Source organism: Methylobacterium sp. SyP6R (genome assembly GCF_019216885.1).
Lineage (GTDB): Bacteria > Pseudomonadota > Alphaproteobacteria > Rhizobiales > Beijerinckiaceae > Methylobacterium.
Genome location: NZ_JAAQRC020000001.1, coordinates 777,689 through 796,956, shown reverse-complemented (window position 1 = coordinate 796,956; position 19,268 = coordinate 777,689). Strand labels below are relative to the sequence as shown.

At 62.5% G+C, this 19,268-nt stretch carries 12 protein-coding genes and 4 pseudogenes; 8 read left to right on the top strand and 8 right to left on the bottom strand.

What is annotated here, in order from left to right:
* The first annotated feature begins 100 nt into the window (after positions 1-100).
* Together HBB12_RS03580 and HBB12_RS03575 are read left to right on the top strand one after the other, a co-directional pair.
* Positions 101-1,135, top strand: a complete 1,035-nt coding sequence (locus HBB12_RS03580; protein ID WP_236988104.1) for a fatty acid desaturase — start codon at positions 101-103, stop codon at positions 1,133-1,135.
* A gap of 419 nt (positions 1,136-1,554) precedes the next feature.
* Positions 1,555-2,451 (top strand): extracellular catalytic domain type 1 short-chain-length polyhydroxyalkanoate depolymerase, encoded by an 897-nt coding sequence (locus tag HBB12_RS03575; protein WP_236988103.1) that lies wholly within the window; start codon positions 1,555-1,557, stop codon positions 2,449-2,451.
* Positions 2,452-2,493: 42 nt separating this feature from the next.
* On the opposite strand, the gene HBB12_RS03570 is transcribed toward HBB12_RS03575, so the two are convergent.
* On the bottom strand, positions 2,494-3,159 hold the full coding sequence (locus HBB12_RS03570; protein WP_236988102.1) for a Crp/Fnr family transcriptional regulator: 666 nt from the start codon (positions 3,157-3,159) through the stop codon (positions 2,494-2,496).
* A gap of 261 nt (positions 3,160-3,420) precedes the next feature.
* Here HBB12_RS03570 and HBB12_RS03565 point away from each other — a divergent pair, with 261 nt between their 5' ends.
* From HBB12_RS03565 to HBB12_RS03555, 3 genes are read left to right on the top strand one after another with little or no spacing between them, the layout of a single operon-like run.
* Positions 3,421-4,188 (top strand): Crp/Fnr family transcriptional regulator, encoded by a 768-nt coding sequence (locus tag HBB12_RS03565; RefSeq protein WP_236988101.1) that lies wholly within the window; start codon positions 3,421-3,423, stop codon positions 4,186-4,188.
* Positions 4,158-4,451 (top strand): hypothetical protein, encoded by a 294-nt coding sequence (locus tag HBB12_RS03560; protein WP_236988100.1) that lies wholly within the window; start codon positions 4,158-4,160, stop codon positions 4,449-4,451. The genes HBB12_RS03565 and HBB12_RS03560 overlap by 31 nt, the downstream gene beginning before the upstream one ends.
* Positions 4,452-4,485: 34 nt before the next feature.
* Positions 4,486-5,259 carry a Crp/Fnr family transcriptional regulator gene (locus HBB12_RS03555; protein WP_236988099.1) on the top strand — a complete coding sequence of 258 codons (774 nt, stop codon included), beginning with the start codon at positions 4,486-4,488 and terminating at the stop codon, positions 5,257-5,259.
* 329 nt (positions 5,260-5,588) lie between these two features.
* Here the strand turns inward: HBB12_RS03555 and HBB12_RS34435 are convergent, their stop codons facing one another.
* From HBB12_RS34435 to HBB12_RS03530, 5 genes and pseudogenes are all read right to left on the bottom strand, one after another.
* A complete protein-coding gene (locus HBB12_RS34435) occupies positions 5,589-5,825 on the bottom strand; it encodes a DUF6894 family protein (RefSeq protein WP_442919222.1) in 237 nt (78 codons plus the stop codon).
* Positions 5,826-6,641: 816 nt separating this feature from the next.
* The gene (locus HBB12_RS03550) at positions 6,642-7,025 is read right to left on the bottom strand and encodes a response regulator (RefSeq protein WP_236988098.1); all 384 of its coding nucleotides are present in this window, start codon (positions 7,023-7,025) and stop codon (positions 6,642-6,644) included.
* A 35-nt stretch (positions 7,026-7,060) separates the two neighbouring features.
* The gene (locus tag HBB12_RS03545) at positions 7,061-9,895 is read right to left on the bottom strand and encodes a PAS domain-containing protein (protein WP_236988097.1); all 2,835 of its coding nucleotides are present in this window, start codon (positions 9,893-9,895) and stop codon (positions 7,061-7,063) included.
* Positions 9,896-10,575: 680 nt separating this feature from the next.
* The gene (locus HBB12_RS03535) at positions 10,576-11,214 is read right to left on the bottom strand and encodes a response regulator (RefSeq protein WP_236988095.1); all 639 of its coding nucleotides are present in this window, start codon (positions 11,212-11,214) and stop codon (positions 10,576-10,578) included.
* Positions 11,215-11,393: 179 nt separating this feature from the next.
* Positions 11,394-11,718, bottom strand: a pseudogene (locus HBB12_RS03530) (integrase core domain-containing protein); the annotation flags it as partial.
* Positions 11,719-11,973: 255 nt separating this feature from the next.
* Between HBB12_RS03530 and HBB12_RS03525 the strand changes: the two are divergent.
* Positions 11,974-12,801, top strand: a pseudogene (locus tag HBB12_RS03525) (transposase); the annotation flags it as partial.
* 80 nt (positions 12,802-12,881) lie between these two features.
* Here the strand turns inward: HBB12_RS03525 and HBB12_RS34430 are convergent.
* Positions 12,882-13,896 (bottom strand): annotated as a pseudogene (locus HBB12_RS34430) (ISL3 family transposase).
* A gap of 952 nt (positions 13,897-14,848) precedes the next feature.
* On the opposite strand from HBB12_RS34430, the pseudogene HBB12_RS03515 reads away from it, so the two are divergent.
* Both HBB12_RS03515 and HBB12_RS03510 read left to right on the top strand, forming a co-directional pair.
* A pseudogene (locus HBB12_RS03515) lies at positions 14,849-16,130 on the top strand (PGN_0703 family putative restriction endonuclease).
* Positions 16,130-16,477, top strand: a complete 348-nt coding sequence (locus HBB12_RS03510) for a DUF2958 domain-containing protein (protein WP_442919221.1) — start codon at positions 16,130-16,132, stop codon at positions 16,475-16,477. Before HBB12_RS03515 ends, HBB12_RS03510 begins: the two are co-directional and overlap by 1 nt.
* 470 nt (positions 16,478-16,947) lie before the next feature.
* Here HBB12_RS03510 and HBB12_RS03505 read toward each other — a convergent pair whose 3' ends face one another.
* Positions 16,948-18,495, bottom strand: a complete 1,548-nt coding sequence (locus tag HBB12_RS03505; RefSeq protein ID WP_236988091.1) for an ATP-dependent nuclease — start codon at positions 18,493-18,495, stop codon at positions 16,948-16,950.
* Positions 18,496-19,268 lie beyond the last annotated feature (773 nt).

Genomic DNA, 19,268 nt, shown 5'->3' with positions numbered 1-19,268 from the left:
CTCCCTGTGAGGCCGGACGGGAATGCGGCGGCGATTGCCCCCTCCCCCGTCCCGGCCGACCGGCGCAGGACCGCCGCCCGCCGATGCAAGGCTTGACCCCATGAATACCCAGACGACGCCTCCCGCAGGAATCGCGGCGCGCGACATCGCCCGCCATTGCGCGGCCTACCGGGAGCCGGACGTGCGCAGCGCCCTCGGCCAGATTGCCAATACCGGTCTGCCCTACCTCGTCCTGTGCGCCGCCATGGTCGCCGCGGCGGCGACCGGGCATGGCTGGGTCGTGCCGCTCCTCGCCGTCCCGGCCGGCGGCCTCCTCGTCCGCCTCTTCATCATCCAGCACGATTGCGGGCACGGATCGTTCCTGCCCTCCCGCACCGCCAACGACGGCATCGGCCGCGCCCTCAGCCTGCTGACGCTGACGCCCTACGACAGCTGGAAGCGGGCGCACGCTCTGCACCACGCCTCGACCGGAGACCTGAGCCGACGCGGCACCGGCGACGTCGCGACCCTCACGGTGCGGGAGTACCTCGCCTTGTCGCGCCTGGGCCGGCTCCGGTACCGGCTCTACCGCAATCCATTCCTGCTGATTGGGCTCGGCTCGCCGCTCAACTTCATGCTGCTCCAGCGCATGCCGTTCGGCGTCGGCTTGCCCTGGCGCACCGCTTGGCGCGACGTGCTCGCGCTCGACGCGGCTCTCGCCGTGCTCGTCGGCCTGCTGGCTGTCGCGGCGGGCGGGGTGATGCCGGTGCTCGTCGCGCTCGTTCCGACGACGTGCGTGGCGGCCTGGATCGGCGGATGGCTGTTCTACGTCCAGCACCAGTACGAGGACACGGTCTGGGACGGTCCCGAGACCTGGGACTTCCACACCGCCGCTCTCGGTGGAAGCTCGCACTACGTGCTGCCGGCGGTGCTGCAATGGTTCACCGGCAATGTCGGCCTGCACCACGTCCATCACCTCAACAGCCGCATCCCGAACTACCGCCTCCAGGAATGCATGGACGACCACGCGATGCTCGGGCAGGTGGGCCGCCTGACGCTGCGCGACAGCCTCCGCTGCCTCGGTCTGGCGCTTTGGGACGAGGATGCCCGCAGGCTGGTCGGGTTCTCGCGCGTGCGGACGCTCGAGGCGGCCTGAAGGACGGCCGGAACGCCACGGCCCCGCCTCACGCCTCGCGGTCGGGAGCCGGCGCCGTCCCGAGGCCGGCAATCGGTTCCGACGAGGCAGGTCTGTCCGGCCTTTCATGTTGCAATGCAACATCGCCGAGGCCGGGGGGTTGTCGGAAGGGCGCCGCCACGCCGACCCGTGCCGACGGCATCGTTCGTTCCATCCTCCGGCAAGGCCGTCCCGCCTCGTGCCCATCCGCCCCTCACCGTGCGGCGGGCGGGTTCCGGCACGGCCCGCCGGTCGGCCCTGGGCGATGACGAGATCGGCCTCGTCCGGAGAGGCGACGAATTCCAGCGTGGCTGTCGGCGCATCCGCGAAGGCGCGATGCCCACGAACCGCGGCTGCGATCCGGTGATGCTCCAGGCGAATCCGCACACGAAAGTTCAGCGATGACCATGAATTTCAGGATCGACCAGACCGGAGCCTCGGGGCTGTCGATCGACCGGCCCCGGGCGCTCGAGTGCCGGTTCCGCAACTCTGCCGGAAGCCGGGCCTACGACCTGTTCGTGCCGTCCGGCCCCGGGGACGGCCCCCGACCGCTGGTGGTGATGCTGCACGGCAGCTCGCAATCGGCGCGCGACTTCGCCATCGGCACGAACATGGATCGCCTGGCGAAGGAGCAGGGCTTCCTCGTCGCCTATCCGGATCAGCCGCGGTCGGCCAACATCACCAAGAGCTGGAACTGGTTCCGGGACGCGGATCAGCAGCGCGAGCGGGGCGAGCCGTCGATCCTGGCCGGCCTCACCCGGGAGATCATGGGCCGCTTCGGCGTCGATCCGGCGCGGGTCTACATCGCGGGCTTCTCGTCGGGCGGCGCCGCCGCCGCCGTCATGGCGATGACGTATCCGGACCTCTACGCGGCCGTCGGCATCCATTCCGGCCTCGCCTGCGGTTCGGCCGGCTCGATGCTCCTTGCCCTGCCCACGATGTATCGGGGCGCCCTGTTGCCGCCGCGGCAGGCGACGCATCCGGTGCCGACCATCGTCTTCCACGGCGACCGGGATACGACCGTCGCCCCCATCAACGGCGACCAAGCCGTCGCCCAGGCACGACCCGATTCGGACCTGATCGTCACTACCGTCGAGGGGCGCTCCAGCGGCGGGACGGCGTATACCCGCACCCTCCTTACAGAACCGGCCGGCGCCTGGACGTCGGAACAGTGGATTCTGCACGGCGCGGGGCATGCCTGGGCCGGCGGCCATCCGGCCGGTTCCCACACCGATCCGGCGGGCCCCAACGCCAGCCGCGAGATGGTGCGGTTCTTCATGGCGAACCCGCGCCGGTGATGCCGCGCCGGGCGCACGGCAAGGGCGAGAGCGGGACGACGATCAGGGCCCCTCGCGAGCGTCGCTTACCGGGAGGACCGGGCGTCCTTCGACGAGAAGGCGCTCGTACTCGCCCTCCGGACCGCCGTAGCAGGCTCCGGCCTTCGCGAGCAGCGCGGCCCGGTCGCGGATCGTGATGGTGCCGCGCTCGGTCCGGATCATGCCGGCCTGCTCGAACACCGACAGTGCGGTCGTCAGTCCCGGACGGTTGATGCCGAGCATCAGCGACAGGAAGCGATGCGTCGTCGGCAATTCGTCGCCCGTGGTGCGGTCGTGGCACATCAGGAGCCAGCGTGCGAGACGCTGGTCCACCTTGTAGCGCGTGTTGGCGAGCGCGGTGCCGGCGATCTGGACGGTCACGGAATAGGCGTAGCGCAGCAGGAAGGCCTGCAGGTCGGGGCTGGTCCCGAGGATCTCGCGCATGGCGTCCGCCTTCAGGCACCAGGCGTAGCCGCTCGCCTGCACCCGTCCCTCATGCGCGCTCCGGTCCGTGCCCATGAGGACCGGCAGGCCGACGAGGCCTTCCCGGCCGATCAGCGCCAGCTCGATCTGCCGGTCGTCCGACGCCGTCGCGATCACCGAGAGGATGCCATCCTCCACGAAGAGGACGTGCCGGATCGGCGTGCCGGGCGCCATGAGCACCTCCCCGATCCGGAGCGGCACCGTCATCAGGTGGGGTTGAAGCCGGGCAAAATCCGCTGGCGGAAGTGCCGCAAGCAGACGGTTGTGGCACGCTCTCTGGACGGACACGATCCCGACCTCGTTGGGGGCGGGAGCCAACAATCCTCACCGCTTGCGCCGGGTTGCATGTGCAAGCGACGGCGCACTGTATGATCTTAATCGTCTTCAGCCGCAAGAAAACAATCATAGGACTGTGCGGAGGTCAGATTTACGACATACATTGTCGCATCTTTCTGACCGATGTAGCTGATGCAGGACGCACTGATCCGAAAGCTTGAGAGCTTCGAGGAACTGACCGAGGCGGATCGCAAGGCATTGAGTGCCTTGACGCTCCGCATTCGCAGAGTGCCCGCGCGCACCGACCTGATCAGCGAGGGCGATCCGCCGAACAGCGTTCATCTGATCCTCGATGGCTACGCATGCCGCTACAAGGTTCTGCCGGACGGGCAGCGCCAGATCATGGCCTATCTCGTGCCCGGCGACTTCTGCGACCTGAACGTCTTCATTCTCGATCAGATGGATCATAATATCGGCACGATCACGGCCTGCCAAGTCGTGGATATCCCGAGACGGGCCATCGTCGAGATCACGAACGACCATCCTCGGGTCACGCAGGCATTGATGTGGTGCGCCCTCGTCGACGAGGCCGTTCTGCGGGAATGGCTCGTCAATGTCGGAGGCCGCCCGGCCAACCTGCGGATCGCCCATCTCATCTGCGAGCTCCTGTTGCGGTTGGAGGCCGTGGGCCGCGTGACGGACAACAGCTTCAGCTTCCCGTTCACCCAGATCGACATCGCCGACACCATGGGCCTATCGAACGTGCATGTGCACCGCACGCTGCGCGACCTCCGCGCGCTCGGCTTGATCGCGCTTAAGCGCCGGACCCTGACCATTCTGGACGTGCCGCGGTTGAAAGCCCTGTGCGGCTACAACCAGAATTACTTGCACCTGAAGAACACGCGGTGGGGTGTGCGCCGCAGCATTCCATGGCCGAGCACCGGCCGAAGAAGCTCATGATGAAGCCGCCGCACAACGTCGAGACGCTCGTTGTGCTTCAGCCGATCGGCGTCGACACGGACAGCGATGATCGTCACGGGTTGCTCGTGATGGCCAACGGGTTGCTGGTCGGCGTGCTCGTGCGCCTCGATACGCCCGGTCACCAACAGCTCCGCGGTTGGTTCCTCGAGGCCGGCTTCGGCCGCCTGGCAGGCCTACGTGCCCCCACCTTCGACACGCCGGAGGCAGCGGCCCGATGGCTCCGGCAACGGTTGAAACGATGAGCCGGACGGCACCGCCGCAAACAGGGAGTTCTGCGTGACCGAACCATCGCAGCGGCCGGTCCCAACGGACGCCGCGGACGTCCTGCCGCCCGACTCCCATGCCTTGATCGCCAAGCTCGAACGCAGCGTCGGTTTGACGGATGCAGATCGAGGGACGCTGATGGGGGTGATGAGCCAGAGGAGGTGGGTTTCCTCCCAGGTCGACTTGATCCGAGAAGGCGATCGCCCCGAGAGCGTGTTTCTCGTGACCCGGGGCTTCGCCTGCCGCTACAAGATCCTGGTCGACGGTCAGCGCCACATCCTCGGCCTGCTCGTACCGGGAGACACGTGCGACCTGCACGTCGCCATCCTGAACCGCATGGACCACTCCATCGCTGCCCTGACAGCCTGTGAGATCGTGGAGATTCCGCGGAGCACGATTGTCGATCTGACCAGCAACCATCCCCGCATTGCGCAGGCGCTCTGCTGGGCGACGCTGGTGGAACAAGGAATCCTGCGCGAGTGGTTGACGAACCTCGGGCAACGTGGGGCGGATCAGCGGATGGCTCATCTCTTCTGTGAGCTTCTGCTGCGTTTGCAGGTCGTTGGATTGGCGGGAGAAACGGGTTGTTTTCTACCTCTGACACAAGTCCATCTGGCCGACATCCTAGGCTTCTCGATTGTGCACGCCAACCGTACGCTACAACATTTGCGCTTCTTAGGTCTGGTCGATCTAAAGCACAGACACTTGAAAGTTCCAAACTTGGCTCGTCTACGAAATTTTTGCAGCTTCAATCCTGGGTACCTGCACCTTTCTCGACGCATCTAGAGCATTTTCCAACAAAATAAATATCGGCCGTATTAGAGTTGAGGTAAAATAATAGAACTGGATAGCTTCACGATTGCGGCATGATCGTGAATTTATTTAATCAAACAGCCTCGGAAAGGCCCGAAGCGACTCATTTTATACGCTGGTGGGTACCACGTACAGGTGGCTTGAGCTTCGTCGGCATCCTGATCGTCATCCTGTTGGTGCTTCTGCTCACAGGTTGGACACGCTGGCACTCTCTCTGGGAAGTTCGTGCAAGCCCTTCGTTTAAAGTGGGGCGAGATCAAGCGGCCGTGTAAATATTAATTCAATATTGTAATGCAATATCATCAGCTTATCATCATTCCAATAATTATGAGACTAGCGGTATAGACCGGACGACGATCGTTATCGGTGACGATCACTGTGATCGCGTGATGCTCATCGTCTTGCGATATATTGTCAAGCGCTATCGCAGGCAGAGTGCGCTTCGCGTGTCGACCAGCCTCCGCGATATTTTCACATTCAACCCCTACGTCATCGTAAATCCACTTTCCATCATGGATGTCGAAGAAAAATGTAGGCATCGCACGATCCAAATAAGTCGCCCGCGAGCATGCACACCCCATACCCGTTGGTTGTCAACATATAAATCAAAAATCACAACCTAAAAAGTAGCGATTCAATCTATTTTGAGAATATTTAGTCTGTTTCTGACATATAATGTCGTATTTCCTACATTATATGACTGGCGATTCCTGCCATTGAAAGAGAGGCATCACCGCACCAGTTCGTTGAGAGCTTCGTAGCCAGGCGCAATCTGGGCAATGACATACAAGCTGCTCAAAAGTGAACTGGCGTTGGGCCAACGAGCCGCCGATCAGGTAGCGTCGGGAAAATCTGGGAGAGGCCTGGAGGCGCTATGACTCGCACCGCCTACCCCGCTTCCATATCCCCTCTGGTGCTGGCTTGCGTGACGGGCGCGGTACAAGGCCTAAAGCAGATGGCTCGGCGCATCCGAGTCCGACGGATTTGCCCTACGGGGGCGTCGACAACCCGCCCTCCTGCCCATTCTATGCAACTTGATGTTATTGCCCGCAAGCTACACGAGCATACCCGCCGGCGCATCGAGTGCTTCCCTACCTGGGACGATCTAGATGCGAGCGATCCGTGGCACGCATGCATGACCCGGATGGCCTATAGGCGGGCTCAAGGCTTTATCGCAAAACAGGACTCAGAGCACCTATCTGAACCCTCTTCGCTCCTGTAATTTCAGACACTGAGCAGGTGCAAGAGCGAATTCTGTCAGGGGCTCTTAGTCATATCAATATTGTATATAATGAAATCAAATGATATGCCAGCATGTGTCGTATCACCCAGCGTCACGACAAAGCGGTCTACGACTACTGCCCGTTTGAAGTGAAAGTGCGGATGCTTTCGACGATGCCGGCATGGTTGAACGGCTTGTCGTGAAACACACCTCGAGCCGGAATGTTCGCCAGTTCCGGCTTCACGGCCCCCGTCAGGATGAGTTCCATCGGCGGCCACCGGTCCCGAATCAAGGCAGCCAGCTTCAGTCCCATTGCCGACCCGCGCATGTCCAGATCCGCCACCACCACGCGGATGTCCATGCGGGCCTCCAGGATGCGGATCGCCTTGACGGTCGTCGTCGCCTCGACGACCGCGCAGCCCGCTTCCTCGATGAGGTCCGACAGGGCCATCATCAGGATCGGCTCGTCTTCAATTAGAAGCACAAGTGGCCGGCGCTCGTTGCCTTCGAATGTCATGGATTCCCCCCAGAGAGAACCCGTCACCGCCCGGATCACGACGCAACCACCTGCGAGCTAGGAGCGCGAAACTCAGCGTCAAAGCCCAAGACAGTATAACTCAGCTGCGCTTCGCGGGTTCCCACCAGCCCGATCTGGATCAGCCGCGCTCCGAAGCCGTGTCGCGTCGGTGCCTGCGCCGGTGGGCCACCGCGCTCCTGCCAGGTGAGAACGACCGTTCGCTCGTCATCATCCTCGACCCACCACGCCACGCTGACCGCTCCCGCCTCGTTGGAGAGCGCACCGTACTTGACTGCATTGGTCGTCAACTCATGCAATAGCAGAGACAGCGACAGTGTCGCCTGCGGGGAGAGCGCTAGGTTCGGCCCCACGATCCGGAAGCGTTCCAGGGGGGACTGTAGGGATAGCACACGCTCGACAACGCTGCGGATCGGCGCAGCCGCCCAGCTGTCCTGCAGGAGCACGTCATGTGCCCGCGATAATGCGATGAGACGCTGCGTGAACGCCTGCACCGGGGTCTGATCCGGGACACTGCGCAGCGTCTGGCCGGCGATGCCCTGCACCATCGACAAGGTGTTCTTGAGCCGGTGGGACAGTTCGCCGTTCAGCAGCGCCTGCTGCGCCTCTGCCTGCACCCGTGCGACGGCGACCTGAACCCTGTCGGCCACAGCCCTCACGAAGGCCAGCTCCTCGGTTGAGAAGGCGCGGGAACGATCGGAGTGGATGAAGCCGATCCCAACGAGACGCCCGCGTTCCATCACGGGCACGTTGATCAGTGCCCGAACACCGATCGCGAGCAGTGTCGCGGCGCTCTCTCGAGTGCGGGGGTCGCGTTCTACATCCTCGATCAGGACGGCTGCACCGTGCCGTAGATCCTCGATGTAGGAGCCGTAGTCGCGAAAGTCGTGCTGGCCAGCGACAGAGGCGATCCCCGGTGCGCACCAGTCGGTTGGAACGTCGACACTCGCGCGCGCGGCATCAACCAGTCCGTAACCGGCGCGCGTCGCGCCGAGCACCTGTGCGACGATCCCGGCCGCCGCGTGGACAATGTCGGGTATGCTACCGAGGTCGCGCAACTGGTCGCCCACCGTGACCAGGGCCGCCTGCCGTGCCTCGGCGGTTCGACGGGGGGTCACATCGCTCGCCACCCCGAACCACTCGGCAATCTCGCCATGCTCTTCGAAGAGAGGCACGGCGCGCGAGAGCGTCCAGCCAAAGCTTCCATCGGCCCGCCGTACCCGATGCTCAAGCTCGAACGTGCCCTTGCGCTGGATCGCATCCTCAATCGCTGCCATCACTTCCGGGCGGTCGGCGGGATCGATGTAGGAGTCGAGCCAGCGCATGCTCGGCGCTACCGTGTCGGCAAGGAAGCCATGCCCGTCGAGCTGGCGCATCTCCTGCCAGTCCGGGCTCATCCGGTAGACCGACTGTGCGCCGGCGGTCACGAGCGCTCTCAATCGGCTCTCGCTCGCGGTCAGCGCGGCCTGGGCAGCGCGTCGCTCCTCGATGTCGAGCAGGACGCCGGGGAAGCTCAGCGGTGTGCCATCCTCCGCCCTGTCGACCCGGCCGTTGGCCTCGATCCAGTAGTACCGCCCGTCTGCGCGGCGCACCCGGTACTGGTGGGCGTAGGCGCCGCCCCGCAAAATCGCGGTGGTGATGGCGGCCGATAGCCCGGCCTGGTCGTCGGGATGCACGGTCGCGACGATCTGAGCGAGTGGGATGCCCTCGCGGCCTAGAACCGGATCGAGCCCAAAAGTCTGGGCGAAGGCCTCGTCGATGGTGAAGCAGTCCGAGGGGATGTCCCAGTTCCAGGTGCCGATGATCGCCCCGGCTGCGAGCGCTAGCTGGACCCGCTGGATGTTCTCCTGTGCCAACGCCTCACTGGCGCGTAGGGCATCCTGCACCGCACGGCGCTCGGTCACGTCGCGCACGGTACCGAACATGGCGACGACAGCTCCACTCTCATCGCGCGTGAAGGTTGCTCGCCGCGCGATCCAGCGAAGCTCCCCATCATCCGCTCGGCGGATGCGGTATTCGATGTCCAGTACCGCGCTGCCATCCTCGCGGCTCTCGTCGCTGGAGCGCACGCCCGCGTCCTCGGGCAGCACCAGCGCCTCGAAGGTCGCGGCTGAGTAGAGGGGCGCGACCGGCACACCGTAGAGGCGGCAGAATTCTGCTGACACCTGCATCATGCTGGAGGCGACGGCGAGTTCGTAGGTGCCGACGCCCCCGGCCTCCTGGGCGAACCGCGAGCGTTGGTCGCTGATGCGCAGGGAGACGTTCTGCGCCTCGCTTACTGCAGCGCGCGCGAGTGCGGAGGCCTGTGCCTCCCCCTTCTCGAGAGCTTCGGCCCTGTCGCGGGCCATAGATCGGCGCGCCTCAAGCAGGAGGACCACCTGACGACCCAAGGCACGCAGGTCATCGCTCTGCTCCAGGGTCAACCCTGCAGGTCGGGGGACGGTATCGATGACACACAGCGAGCCCACGACCGCGCCGCCCGTCAGGCGCAAAGGTGCTCCGGCGTAGAAGCGAATGTGCGGCTCCCCCGTGACAAGGGGGTTTGATGCCGTGCGCGGATCAGCGGCGAGGTCCGAAATGATAAGGAGGTCAGGCTCGGCAAGCGCGAACTTGCAAACCGAACTCTCAAGGTCAGTTTCGCACTGCGGAAATCCGACGTTAGCCTTGAACCACTGGCGGTCGGCGGCAACGAGGCTGACGAGAGCGACAGGCGCCGCACAAAGACGCATTGCGAGGCGCACGACATCGTCGAAACCCAGCTCGGTCGGGCTATCGAGGACGTCGAATGCATCCAGAGCCGCGAGGCGCTCTGAGTCGGAAACGAGAAACGGGTCAGGCAACCTGATTCGCATCGGCTTCGGCTGGGGCGAGGGGCAAGTCACCCGCGCGTCCAGCCTTCTTATCGGTCCTGGCCGTTTTTGCCACGCTGGAAAGAGAAAGAGGCGGCAGCCCAGCACCCGTGAGGGGGCGGAACGCGGGCACTAGGCTGCCGCCGAGCCGGGACAGGCCGAAGGGGCCTGTGAGCGGGCCGGAGGTTTAGCTTCGGGCGGGGCCTACGGGATGTGCGAGGGCGCACTAAGCCCGGTAGTGGTAGCTCGCCCTCCTCAAACGGCAGGACGCCCGTCTGAGGGGTAAGACATTGGCGGGCGGTGCCTGACAGAACGCAAGCTATCAGCCGTGCCCGGAATGGTCGCCAGACTACTGGCTGCTGCCACCACCGCTATTGCTGCTGCCCTGAGGGACAGCTCGGGACGGCTGGCCCGCGTTCCCACCCGCCGCAGAGTCGGTCTGGATGGTCGAGGCCCCCGTGCCTCCGGGAGCGACTGTAATGTTGGGATTGGACCCAGTGTTGCCCGGGGACGGCGCTACGGTGCCGGTCACTCCCGGAGCTATTGGAGCGGCAGGAGTGGCGGGGGTCTGGGCAGCAGCCGCGCCAGCAAAAGCCAGAACCGAGGTAAGGCCTAAATTTATCGAGTGCATGTCAGTCTCCGTTGCGTGTTCTAGAGAACCAACGCGGGTGATAGCACGAGGTTCAATCTATATTTTTCATAAACATCGCGGATGAATTTGAGAGCTTGGCCTGCGATGTCTGTCCGACTGGGAGTTCTAATCGTCGTACCGCGTGATCCACCTGGACTAATACGTCCAATGCACGCCAGGGCTTCGGGAGGAAGACCACATCAGTCGGCATATCGCCCACCCGGCCGCCACCCTGGCCGGAGGTCACGACAAGGTGGACACCGGGCCAGAGGCTACGTACGGCCCGTGCGAGGTCCACCCCATCCATCCACCCCTCAAGCCGCACATCCGTAAAGACCATGGCGATATTCCCGCCCTGCGCCTTAAGCATTTCCACAGCCTCATCACCGCTCTCACAGGCAATCACGTCCAAGACCGTCTCCTCTAGGAGCGCTATGGCGAGATCGCGTATCGCAGGATCGTCCTCAACTACGAGCACAAGCTTGGTGGGAGCTACATTCACCTCGCGGCTCTTTGCGTTGCCTAAAGCGTCTCGCTCGATCAACAGGTTTGCGAGTTCCTGAAGCCGATCCGGTAATGCATACTCGTTGGGAAGAGAAAGGGTCTCCAACAAGCCCCTGGCGACGCCGGAGATTACAGGCTTTGCCGCTGCATCCTCTCTGCCCTGGAAGAAAAAGTTGGCAGACCTCATGAGTCCTCCCGGAGAATGGTAAAGCCACGCTCCAGGATTGCATTTAATCCAGCTTGCGTACGTGGTGGGCTAATAGGAGACAAAGGTTTTGGTTCCAAGCAAAAAGCAAAAACCTTCTCAGGATTGCCATACATCCTGGCTTCGATCTGCACCAGGTTTTTGAGGCAAACCTGCGTCCATCATCCGGCTGCTGGCTTCGAGGCGTCTGACGGATTGGCGAAAAAGCTGGCCTGCTCTTGCTGAACCGCTCCAGGTTTGTCGGCGGCAGTTTCGGCTTCATCGGTAGGGACGTTGCCGATTGACGCGAGCAGGCGGCGGAGGTTGTATCAGGCGACCCACCCCAGGGTGGCGTACTCGACCGCCTCGAAGGAGCGCCACGGTCCGCGTCGATGGATGACCTCCGCCTTAAACAGGCCATGGGATCGTCTCCGTCAAGGCGTTGTCGTAGCTGTCGCCGACGTTGCCGACTGACGGCTCGATCCCTGCTCCGATTAGACGCTCGGTGGAAAGCGATTTTTCCTTCAGGGCTTGCCAGCTGGCCCCGCATTGCGAGCGGGATGCTGAAGGTCATTAGGATGGTACGGTGGCGCCCCTGATCCGCAGGATCGTCTGTGGTGTGATTAGGCGTGGAATAAGGGGTCTGACGCGCTCTCGGTACATGTGGGTTGATGGATCGTGGCTTTGGCTGTTGGAGATCCTACCATGGCTCGCAGCCTGCAACCCGATGTGATTATCCCGACCGGCCTCCTGGTCGATTAAGTGGAGCTGGCCGACCGCATCACCATCATCGCTCAGCCCATGGCCGCGTCGGCCCGCTGTCCTGGCTGCGATCAGCCCTTCTCCCGCGTCCACAGCCGCTACACTCGAACCCTGGCGGACTTGCCCGTCGCTGGCATGCGGGCCGTCATCGAGGTCGGCGTCCGCCGCTTCCACTATGCCGCAAGTAGCTGCCCGACCAGGATCTTCGCCGAACGGCTGGGTCCGGATCTCGCCGGCCCCCATGCCAGGCGTACTGCCCGGCTCGAGAACATCGTGCATCACCTCGGCCGCGTGACCGGTGGAGGCACCGCGCGTGATCGGCATCTACGACCGGGCGTTCCGTCGTGGGCGGCGCTACGGCACCATCATCGTCGATCTGGAGCGGCGGCGCCCCCTCGCCCTGCTGCCGGATCGCGAGAGCGGTACGGTGGAGGCCTGGCTGTCGACTCATCCCGAGATCACGGTCATCGCGCGCGGTCGTGGAGGCGGTTACGGAGAGGCCACCACGCGGGCTCTGCCCGATGCCGTCCAGACCGCCGATCGCTGACACCTGATGGAGAACGCCGACGCCGCCTTCCTCGACGCCGTGCGCCGGTCGATGCCGAGCAGCTGATCCGTGCCAAGCGCCTGCGGTACGCAGATTAACTGCGTCGGGAAGTGACGGGCGACGCGATCCTGGTCCTCTCGCGGCAAGGCGTGCCGATCAAGGTGATTGCTCGCAAGACCGGCCATGGCCGCAAGCTCGTCCGCAACGTGGTGTGCGGTCTGACAGTGCATGTGTTCCGCTCCCGCCAAAGCAAATTGGAAGATCATCTGCCCTGGCTAGATATAATTAGGCGTAAAATATGGGCTAATTCGCACTTTTGATGCTGACAGGTGTTTGTCAAGCCAAGCTCTGTGGGCTCGGTTCACGCGGCGTGCGGCACTCGCTGGCGGAGCAGGTCGAACTTGTCTCGACCATACATGCTGCGTTTGATCAGTTTGAGGCGGTCAACCTGCCCTTCTACCTGGCCGTTGCTCCCGGGCTCGGCGATCGCCGCGCACGGCCTCCTCATTCTGCCGAAGCCCGGTGACGAACCCGCCGAGTTCGGTGGCAGCGGCAGCCTCCAGCCAAGGCGTCAGTCCGGCGGGATCGTTCTGGTGTAGGAGATCGGTGAAGGCGCGTACATCCTCGGCCGTCCGCTTCAAGCGCGGAGCCGCCTTGCACAGTGCCTTGGTGAAGGCGCGATTCTTGGGCGACACTCAGGTCGCACGCCAGCGATCCGCAACCTACATCGCCGCCGGAGCGCTTGTGCGCGCAGCCTCGGCGTAGGGTCCGGCGCCACTGCTGACGACGGCGACGCTCGGATGGGCGGCAAGCCAGTCCCGCACCGGTGTCGCGGAGCGAACGGGCAGCAGGTCGATGACGCTCCGCCGTTCCAGGTCGCAGACGATGGTGCCGTAGGACTGACCGCGTCGCCACGCCCAATCATCGATGCCGACCACGCGCGGCGCCGGCGAAGAGGCGATGCCGCGCCGACGGATCAGGCGCAGAACCGTGTCGCCGCTGACCGGCATCGCCAGTCGTCGCGACAAACGAGCACCGGGCTCGCCGCCGAGCACCATGCCGATGTCGGTCTGCGTCTCAGCCCATCGTTCGCTTCGACGCGCTTTGCGTGAACCCAGCCCCGCTACGGGTTCGGCGAAGATCCGCCCCGGGTACTGGCCGCAGCGGAAGCGGCGCACGCGCAGGTGCCACGTCACAGTCCGATCTTGCCACGGCAGGTCCTTGAGGGTTCGCCAGTACGCGCTGTGAACGCGCGTCGAGGATTGTCCGCAACTCGAACAGGTTGCCTGGGCCGCGGTAGTGTGGGCGGTAATGAGCAACCCGGCTGTGTCCAGCGTCAGTGCATCGACGTGAAGGCCGTCCGGGACCGACGGCATGGACGGGTTCGAGATCGGCGTCGTGTTGCCCTAGGGCTGCCATGCGCATCGGCGCCCGATCCCCTCCATCAGCACCGAAAGTGCGGATGAACCCTTGTTCCACTCCTGATCACAGCGTTGTCCTGTGCTACGGACCAACTTGCTGAGCGGCTGACGAATGGCTGATGTGGGTAGGCTTCGATAGCTGTCCCTGACGGTTAACATGGATCGGATGCGGAAGATGCGCTTCGGGTTAGCGGAGAGGGGTCTGCTCCCCGCCCGTTCAGCGGTCCTTCGAACGGTAGAGCTTATTTGGTTTTGGCCGTAGAATTCAGAGTGTCGGATTTTAGGCAATGAGCGGACCTCTGGCTAGGTCGGCTCGAAAGTCTGCAAAGGGTCGATTGTGTTGAAAAACTCCAACGCCAGCTGAAGTAGCACCTTGCACAAAGCGCCACGTAGAATGAATTTTTTTATGATACAGCTCTTCCGGGTATAAACGCGTAGTTGCCGCTGCGATTGAAGATGGATTTTCTCCTAGATGGGGCGTGAAACGAGGCCGCAGGCGCCATCTCCGAGTTTTTCAACAAAATCGGTCATTTTCGGCTTTCCGGCACGTCCGCGCTTGAGCAAAACCATGACTGCTCAGCTTCGACCCGGCACTTCACTTGCTATGCAATGCACAACGCTAGGGGTTTATGTCCATATGCAGATGCGTAGAACGTGCGGAAATGTATATTATATAGCCCCAGAGAAAGAGAGAATGACCAGGGAGGTGAGTGCCGAGAGAGGCAAGTGATGCTGCGATGCCCCTATCCAGCAGAAGCGCTCTACAGCACCAGAGTAGGCAACCTTGCTAGGCCTCTACCGAGGGAGCGGCCCCGCAATCCAGCCAACCTCTTCCTATCTGCCTCCCGCAAGTTCTGCTCTCTCGAAGTGAATACCTGGCTGACCCCTCCAGCTCGAGGTCAGCTCCATGAACTACATCACTCCCCTCCCCGTCGATCCTGCCTTCATCCAACCCCTCGCCTACGCTCCCTTCCTCAGCGAGGCCATTCGTCGGCAGCACCACACCTTCGTTGCCAACGACAGCCGCTTCGCCGCTTCCGCGCGTCTGCTCGCCCACCTCTGGCGACAGGACCAGCAGCTACCCCCGGCGTCGGCTGCGAGGACCACCACCTTGCGCTCGCCACGCCGTGGTCCCGCCAATTGGCTGCTTCATCGCGATGCTGCGCAGGCCGGAGCTACCTTCCTCACCCCCGCCATCCGCGACCACGCCCGCCAGGCACTGCTCTTTCGTGAGCCCGGGGCGTTGTGGAATGAGGATCGGCTCTGGGCCAACCTTCTCCTCTCAGGCGCTGACCCTCAACCTCCTCGCCCCGCTGGCTACTGACCTCGACCTCGCCACGCGGGTCTGGCGCCACCTCCTGCCGGGCTTCATCCAGGACGTCACCGCTCTCCGCTTCGAGCACAGCCCGGGCCGGTTCGACGACGCCTACTTCGGCGACGGCACCGCCTTGGACGCCCTCATCGAAGCCATCACCCCCGACGGTGAAGCTGCGGTCGTCACCGTCGAGCTGAAGTTCGTCGAGGGTCTCTCGGGTCCGGCTGCCACACCGCGAGCCCGCTACGTCGAAGCAGCGCAGGCGAGCGGTCTCTACCGCGACGCCGCGGGCGCCATCCTCTCCCGCCCCGGCTTCGAGCAGTTGCGCCGCGAGCACGTCCTGACGGACCTCATGCTGCGCCACGGGCTGGCCTCGCGGGGCTGCTTCGTCCTCATCGCACCCCAGCTCAACCGTCGAGCGCAGGCTGTCGCAGCCCGCTACCGGGCCGAACTTGTCGATCCCGCGGGTATGGGCGACGCCAGCGGGGTCGCCTTCGTCAATCTCACGCTGGAAGCCGTCATTGCCGCGACTGCCCAGGCCGGCGCCTCCGACTTGGCTCGCCAACTCTGGGCTCGGTACTGCGATCACGCCCGGGTCGCCCGCCTCGCCCTTCATGGTGACGAGCCGCCGCCGGCTGCCGGCCCTTTGTGCGCCCTGCCGCCTCCCCTCTCGCCGGCCACCGACGCCGCGGCGAAGCCTTCTACAGCCTCGGCGGCATCAACCCGCCGGGCGAGACGGCCCTCCCCCGCCGCATCACCCACTTCTACCCCGGGGCCTTCGTCCGCGCCGCGCCCGCGAAAATCCGTCCGACCTACCAAGACGAAGCCAGCCACATCGTCGCCAATCTCCCCTGCTACCGGGACAATGCGTTGATGCCTGCCCTTCTCACCGCTGCCCTCCGTCAGCAGCTTCTCGCCAACGGCGGCCGTACCGCCCGAGGCGAAGACATCGACCCTTTACCGGTCGTGAAGCTTTTCATGCCGGACGGCGCCGGCACTTGGCTCCTGACGGAACTCGACCCTGCTGAGCCGACCCGGGCCTTCGGCTTGTGCGATCCTGGTCTCGGTTCCCCCGAGCTGGGATACGTCTGCCTGCTCGAACTCGCGGCCCTTCGGGGCCGCCTTCGTCTACCCGTTGAGCGGGATCTACACTTCCGGGCCGATCGCTCCCTCTCCGCCTACGCCGCTGCAGCACAAGCTGCCGGGAGGATCATCGTTTGACGCTCGCTTCACAAGCGACGCCGTGGGAGGCTCCTTGGACGACGAGCCTCTCTCCCCACCTGGCGTCCGGCTCTCACTGCCGACCCGTCATGCCTGCGGTTTGGGGGCTTACGTCATCCCCCTTTCGGGCCCTCCATCGAACAGCGGGCTACGGCTATCGCCAGCTGCTCGCGACGACCAAACGAGGATATGCGAAGGTGGTCCCCGATCTTGACTGCTGAGCTTTAGCGTTCGCGGATGGGAGCGGGGAGACGCAGTCCGCGGCCGCTCCTCGTCACCTTAAATAGCATCGCAATATCATTTACTTGCATCGCGCACTCTAAAGGCCGCTCCGTTTCTTCATCCACGTGGCTGGGCCGACCTGCTGTTTTCTAAGTACGAACATCCTACGTAAAAATTTAGGCTGTTCGTGAACCTCGGAAATTGACCCAGACCGGCCTTCCGCAGCTTCATCCACTCGCCTGGAAAACTCAGTTATCCGAAGCTGCGATCAAATTACATTTGACATCATCGGAAGCCGCAGATCGACGATCTTTGAGATCGTCAACAATCCTCATAACGGCATGAGCGATAGGGGCGGCTTTCTGCGTATAGATCTGAGCCCAAAGGTTAGCAAACGCCGCGCTGACAATGGCCTCCGGCACCAGGCCAAGCTGCTCGCCAACTTGAGAGTAGAGCAAATGAGGGTCCATGTTCTGCCGTCGCACCTGCTGGCATATCTGCAAGACTCTGCTATAATTCTCAAATCTGTCCAGCACAGCCACGGCCAACTTTCCTCCAATTTTATCCCATTCCTCAATGACAGAGTCAAATACGTATGATTCTGGCGCCTTCCCTGGAAGGCGGAACACAAGCGCTTCCTCACTCTCTACCTGCTGAGAGTCGCCGTCGATAATACAAACCGATCTAGTCGAAACTGCTGGGTTGGCGTTGTGGTATTTATTCATTGCAACTGCCGTCCCATCACCCGTCATCGCATGCACCTGAACATGATCAAGCGGGAAATTCAGGCTCTGCCGCAGGATAGCCTCTACCCAAATCTTGGCAAAACTATCCTCTACGAATACCACAGCCTTCGTTTCGATTTGGCCTGTAATGGCGCGTAGAGAACCAACGTCCAGCTTGCCCTGAAATATTTTGTCTTGCGTGGCTACCCACACTGCCTTCGTTGGCAACGGCAACAATGCCTCATTCGAGTGCGTAGTAAATATTACCTGAAGATTTTTTCGGTCTGCAGCGTCGATGAGATACTCCACAAGTCTGACTGTAGCTACCGGATGAAGGCCATTCTCGATTTCCTCAATTAACACCAAGGTCTGGTCAGGGGCACTCTCAATTTTTGAGACCATCCTTATGATGCTAGACTCTCCGGCGCCGAAATGAAACTCAGAATAACTTGTCCCGGTACGGGTGGCGCCGGTGAGTAAGGTCACCCTTCCAGACCTATCGATATTCAACTGGCGAAATCCGCTGATGTCTTTCCCTAATATGCGGGCCACAGCGCGCTGCAAAGCCTCAGAAAAATGCGATACATCTAAGTCAGGTACAGCGAACGAACCGGAAGCGCATCTAAGTAATTCGCTCCGTTCGTTGGCTGGTACGGTGCGAGATACAGCAAATACAAGCACAGGCCGTTCGACAGCATCGCGATTCCATCGAGCATTTCGGAAGCTCGCCGTTCTCCGCACTATGTCACGCGGGCTAAGCCTCTTGTCTATCAACTCGTACTCTATAGACCAATCCTGCATGGTCTCATCATACTTGCCACTTTTTGCGAAATACCTGCGGGGAGAGACATCTTTGTAGGCACAGGCGGCAGCGCCTAATATAGTTGTCTTACCCCCTCCGTTCGGGCCAATAAGAGCGGTCACAGGGAAGTCGAAAGCTATCGGCTCGTCTGCAAACCCACGAACCCTTTTCATGACAACCTTTGACAAGTAGTGTCCGTATTTTCTATTCGCGGCTTTCTCAAGCAGCCCGTTTATTACACTATCCCGAATCTTGCTTCTAAACACCATCTGGCCACCTCCAAGACCGGGACACCCTTAAACGTAACTACTCCAGGTGTGACCAAATGAACAAGCTCCCTCCTAGCCTATGTGTACAGCTCAATCAGCAACCCTCATCCTGCCCAGCCGCTGCAGCTAGTCCAGCCATCAGATGCCCGATTTCGCAGTACTAGGAAGCTTGGCGCTACACAAAACGCTGGAAGCGTGCGTCGAAAACAGCCTGCGAGTCGACTGGCCAGCGAGCAAAATTACTACAAGATTTCTGTAACCTCGTTAGGTGAGCAGACTCGGATGGGATCGTTGGCGAGCAGGGCGAGCTGAGGTGCGAAGGAGGCATCGCGCGTGCGCGCGGCTAGAACGCACCGTCACAACAAGAGGTGCGCCGATTCGGATGACGCACCACTAAGGTCGGCAACCGACGCGGCGCCTGAGGCCACGATGGCGTCTCCTAGAAGAACGCCGATGACCGGGTCCGTATCGGCGGCGAGGCGCTCCTTCAAAGCCGCGAGGGCCATCCTCGTGCGCCTCTTAGCCGACAACAACGCAGCTGTTGCGCGCACCGAACGGTCAGGGTGGAAGGACGCCTTAAGCAATATCGCGGTCGCCGCTCAGTCAGGCAGGCGGCCGAGATTCGTGAAAATGCTGAGGAATAAGCTTACCTTGCCCGTATCGGCGGACCACAGCTCAGCTTCCAGCAAAGGGATGGTCGCGGCGAATGGACTTCGCGCTACCATCTGCAGGAAGAGAAAACTCCAGATGCCCGAGCGACCGGCTTCAATCTC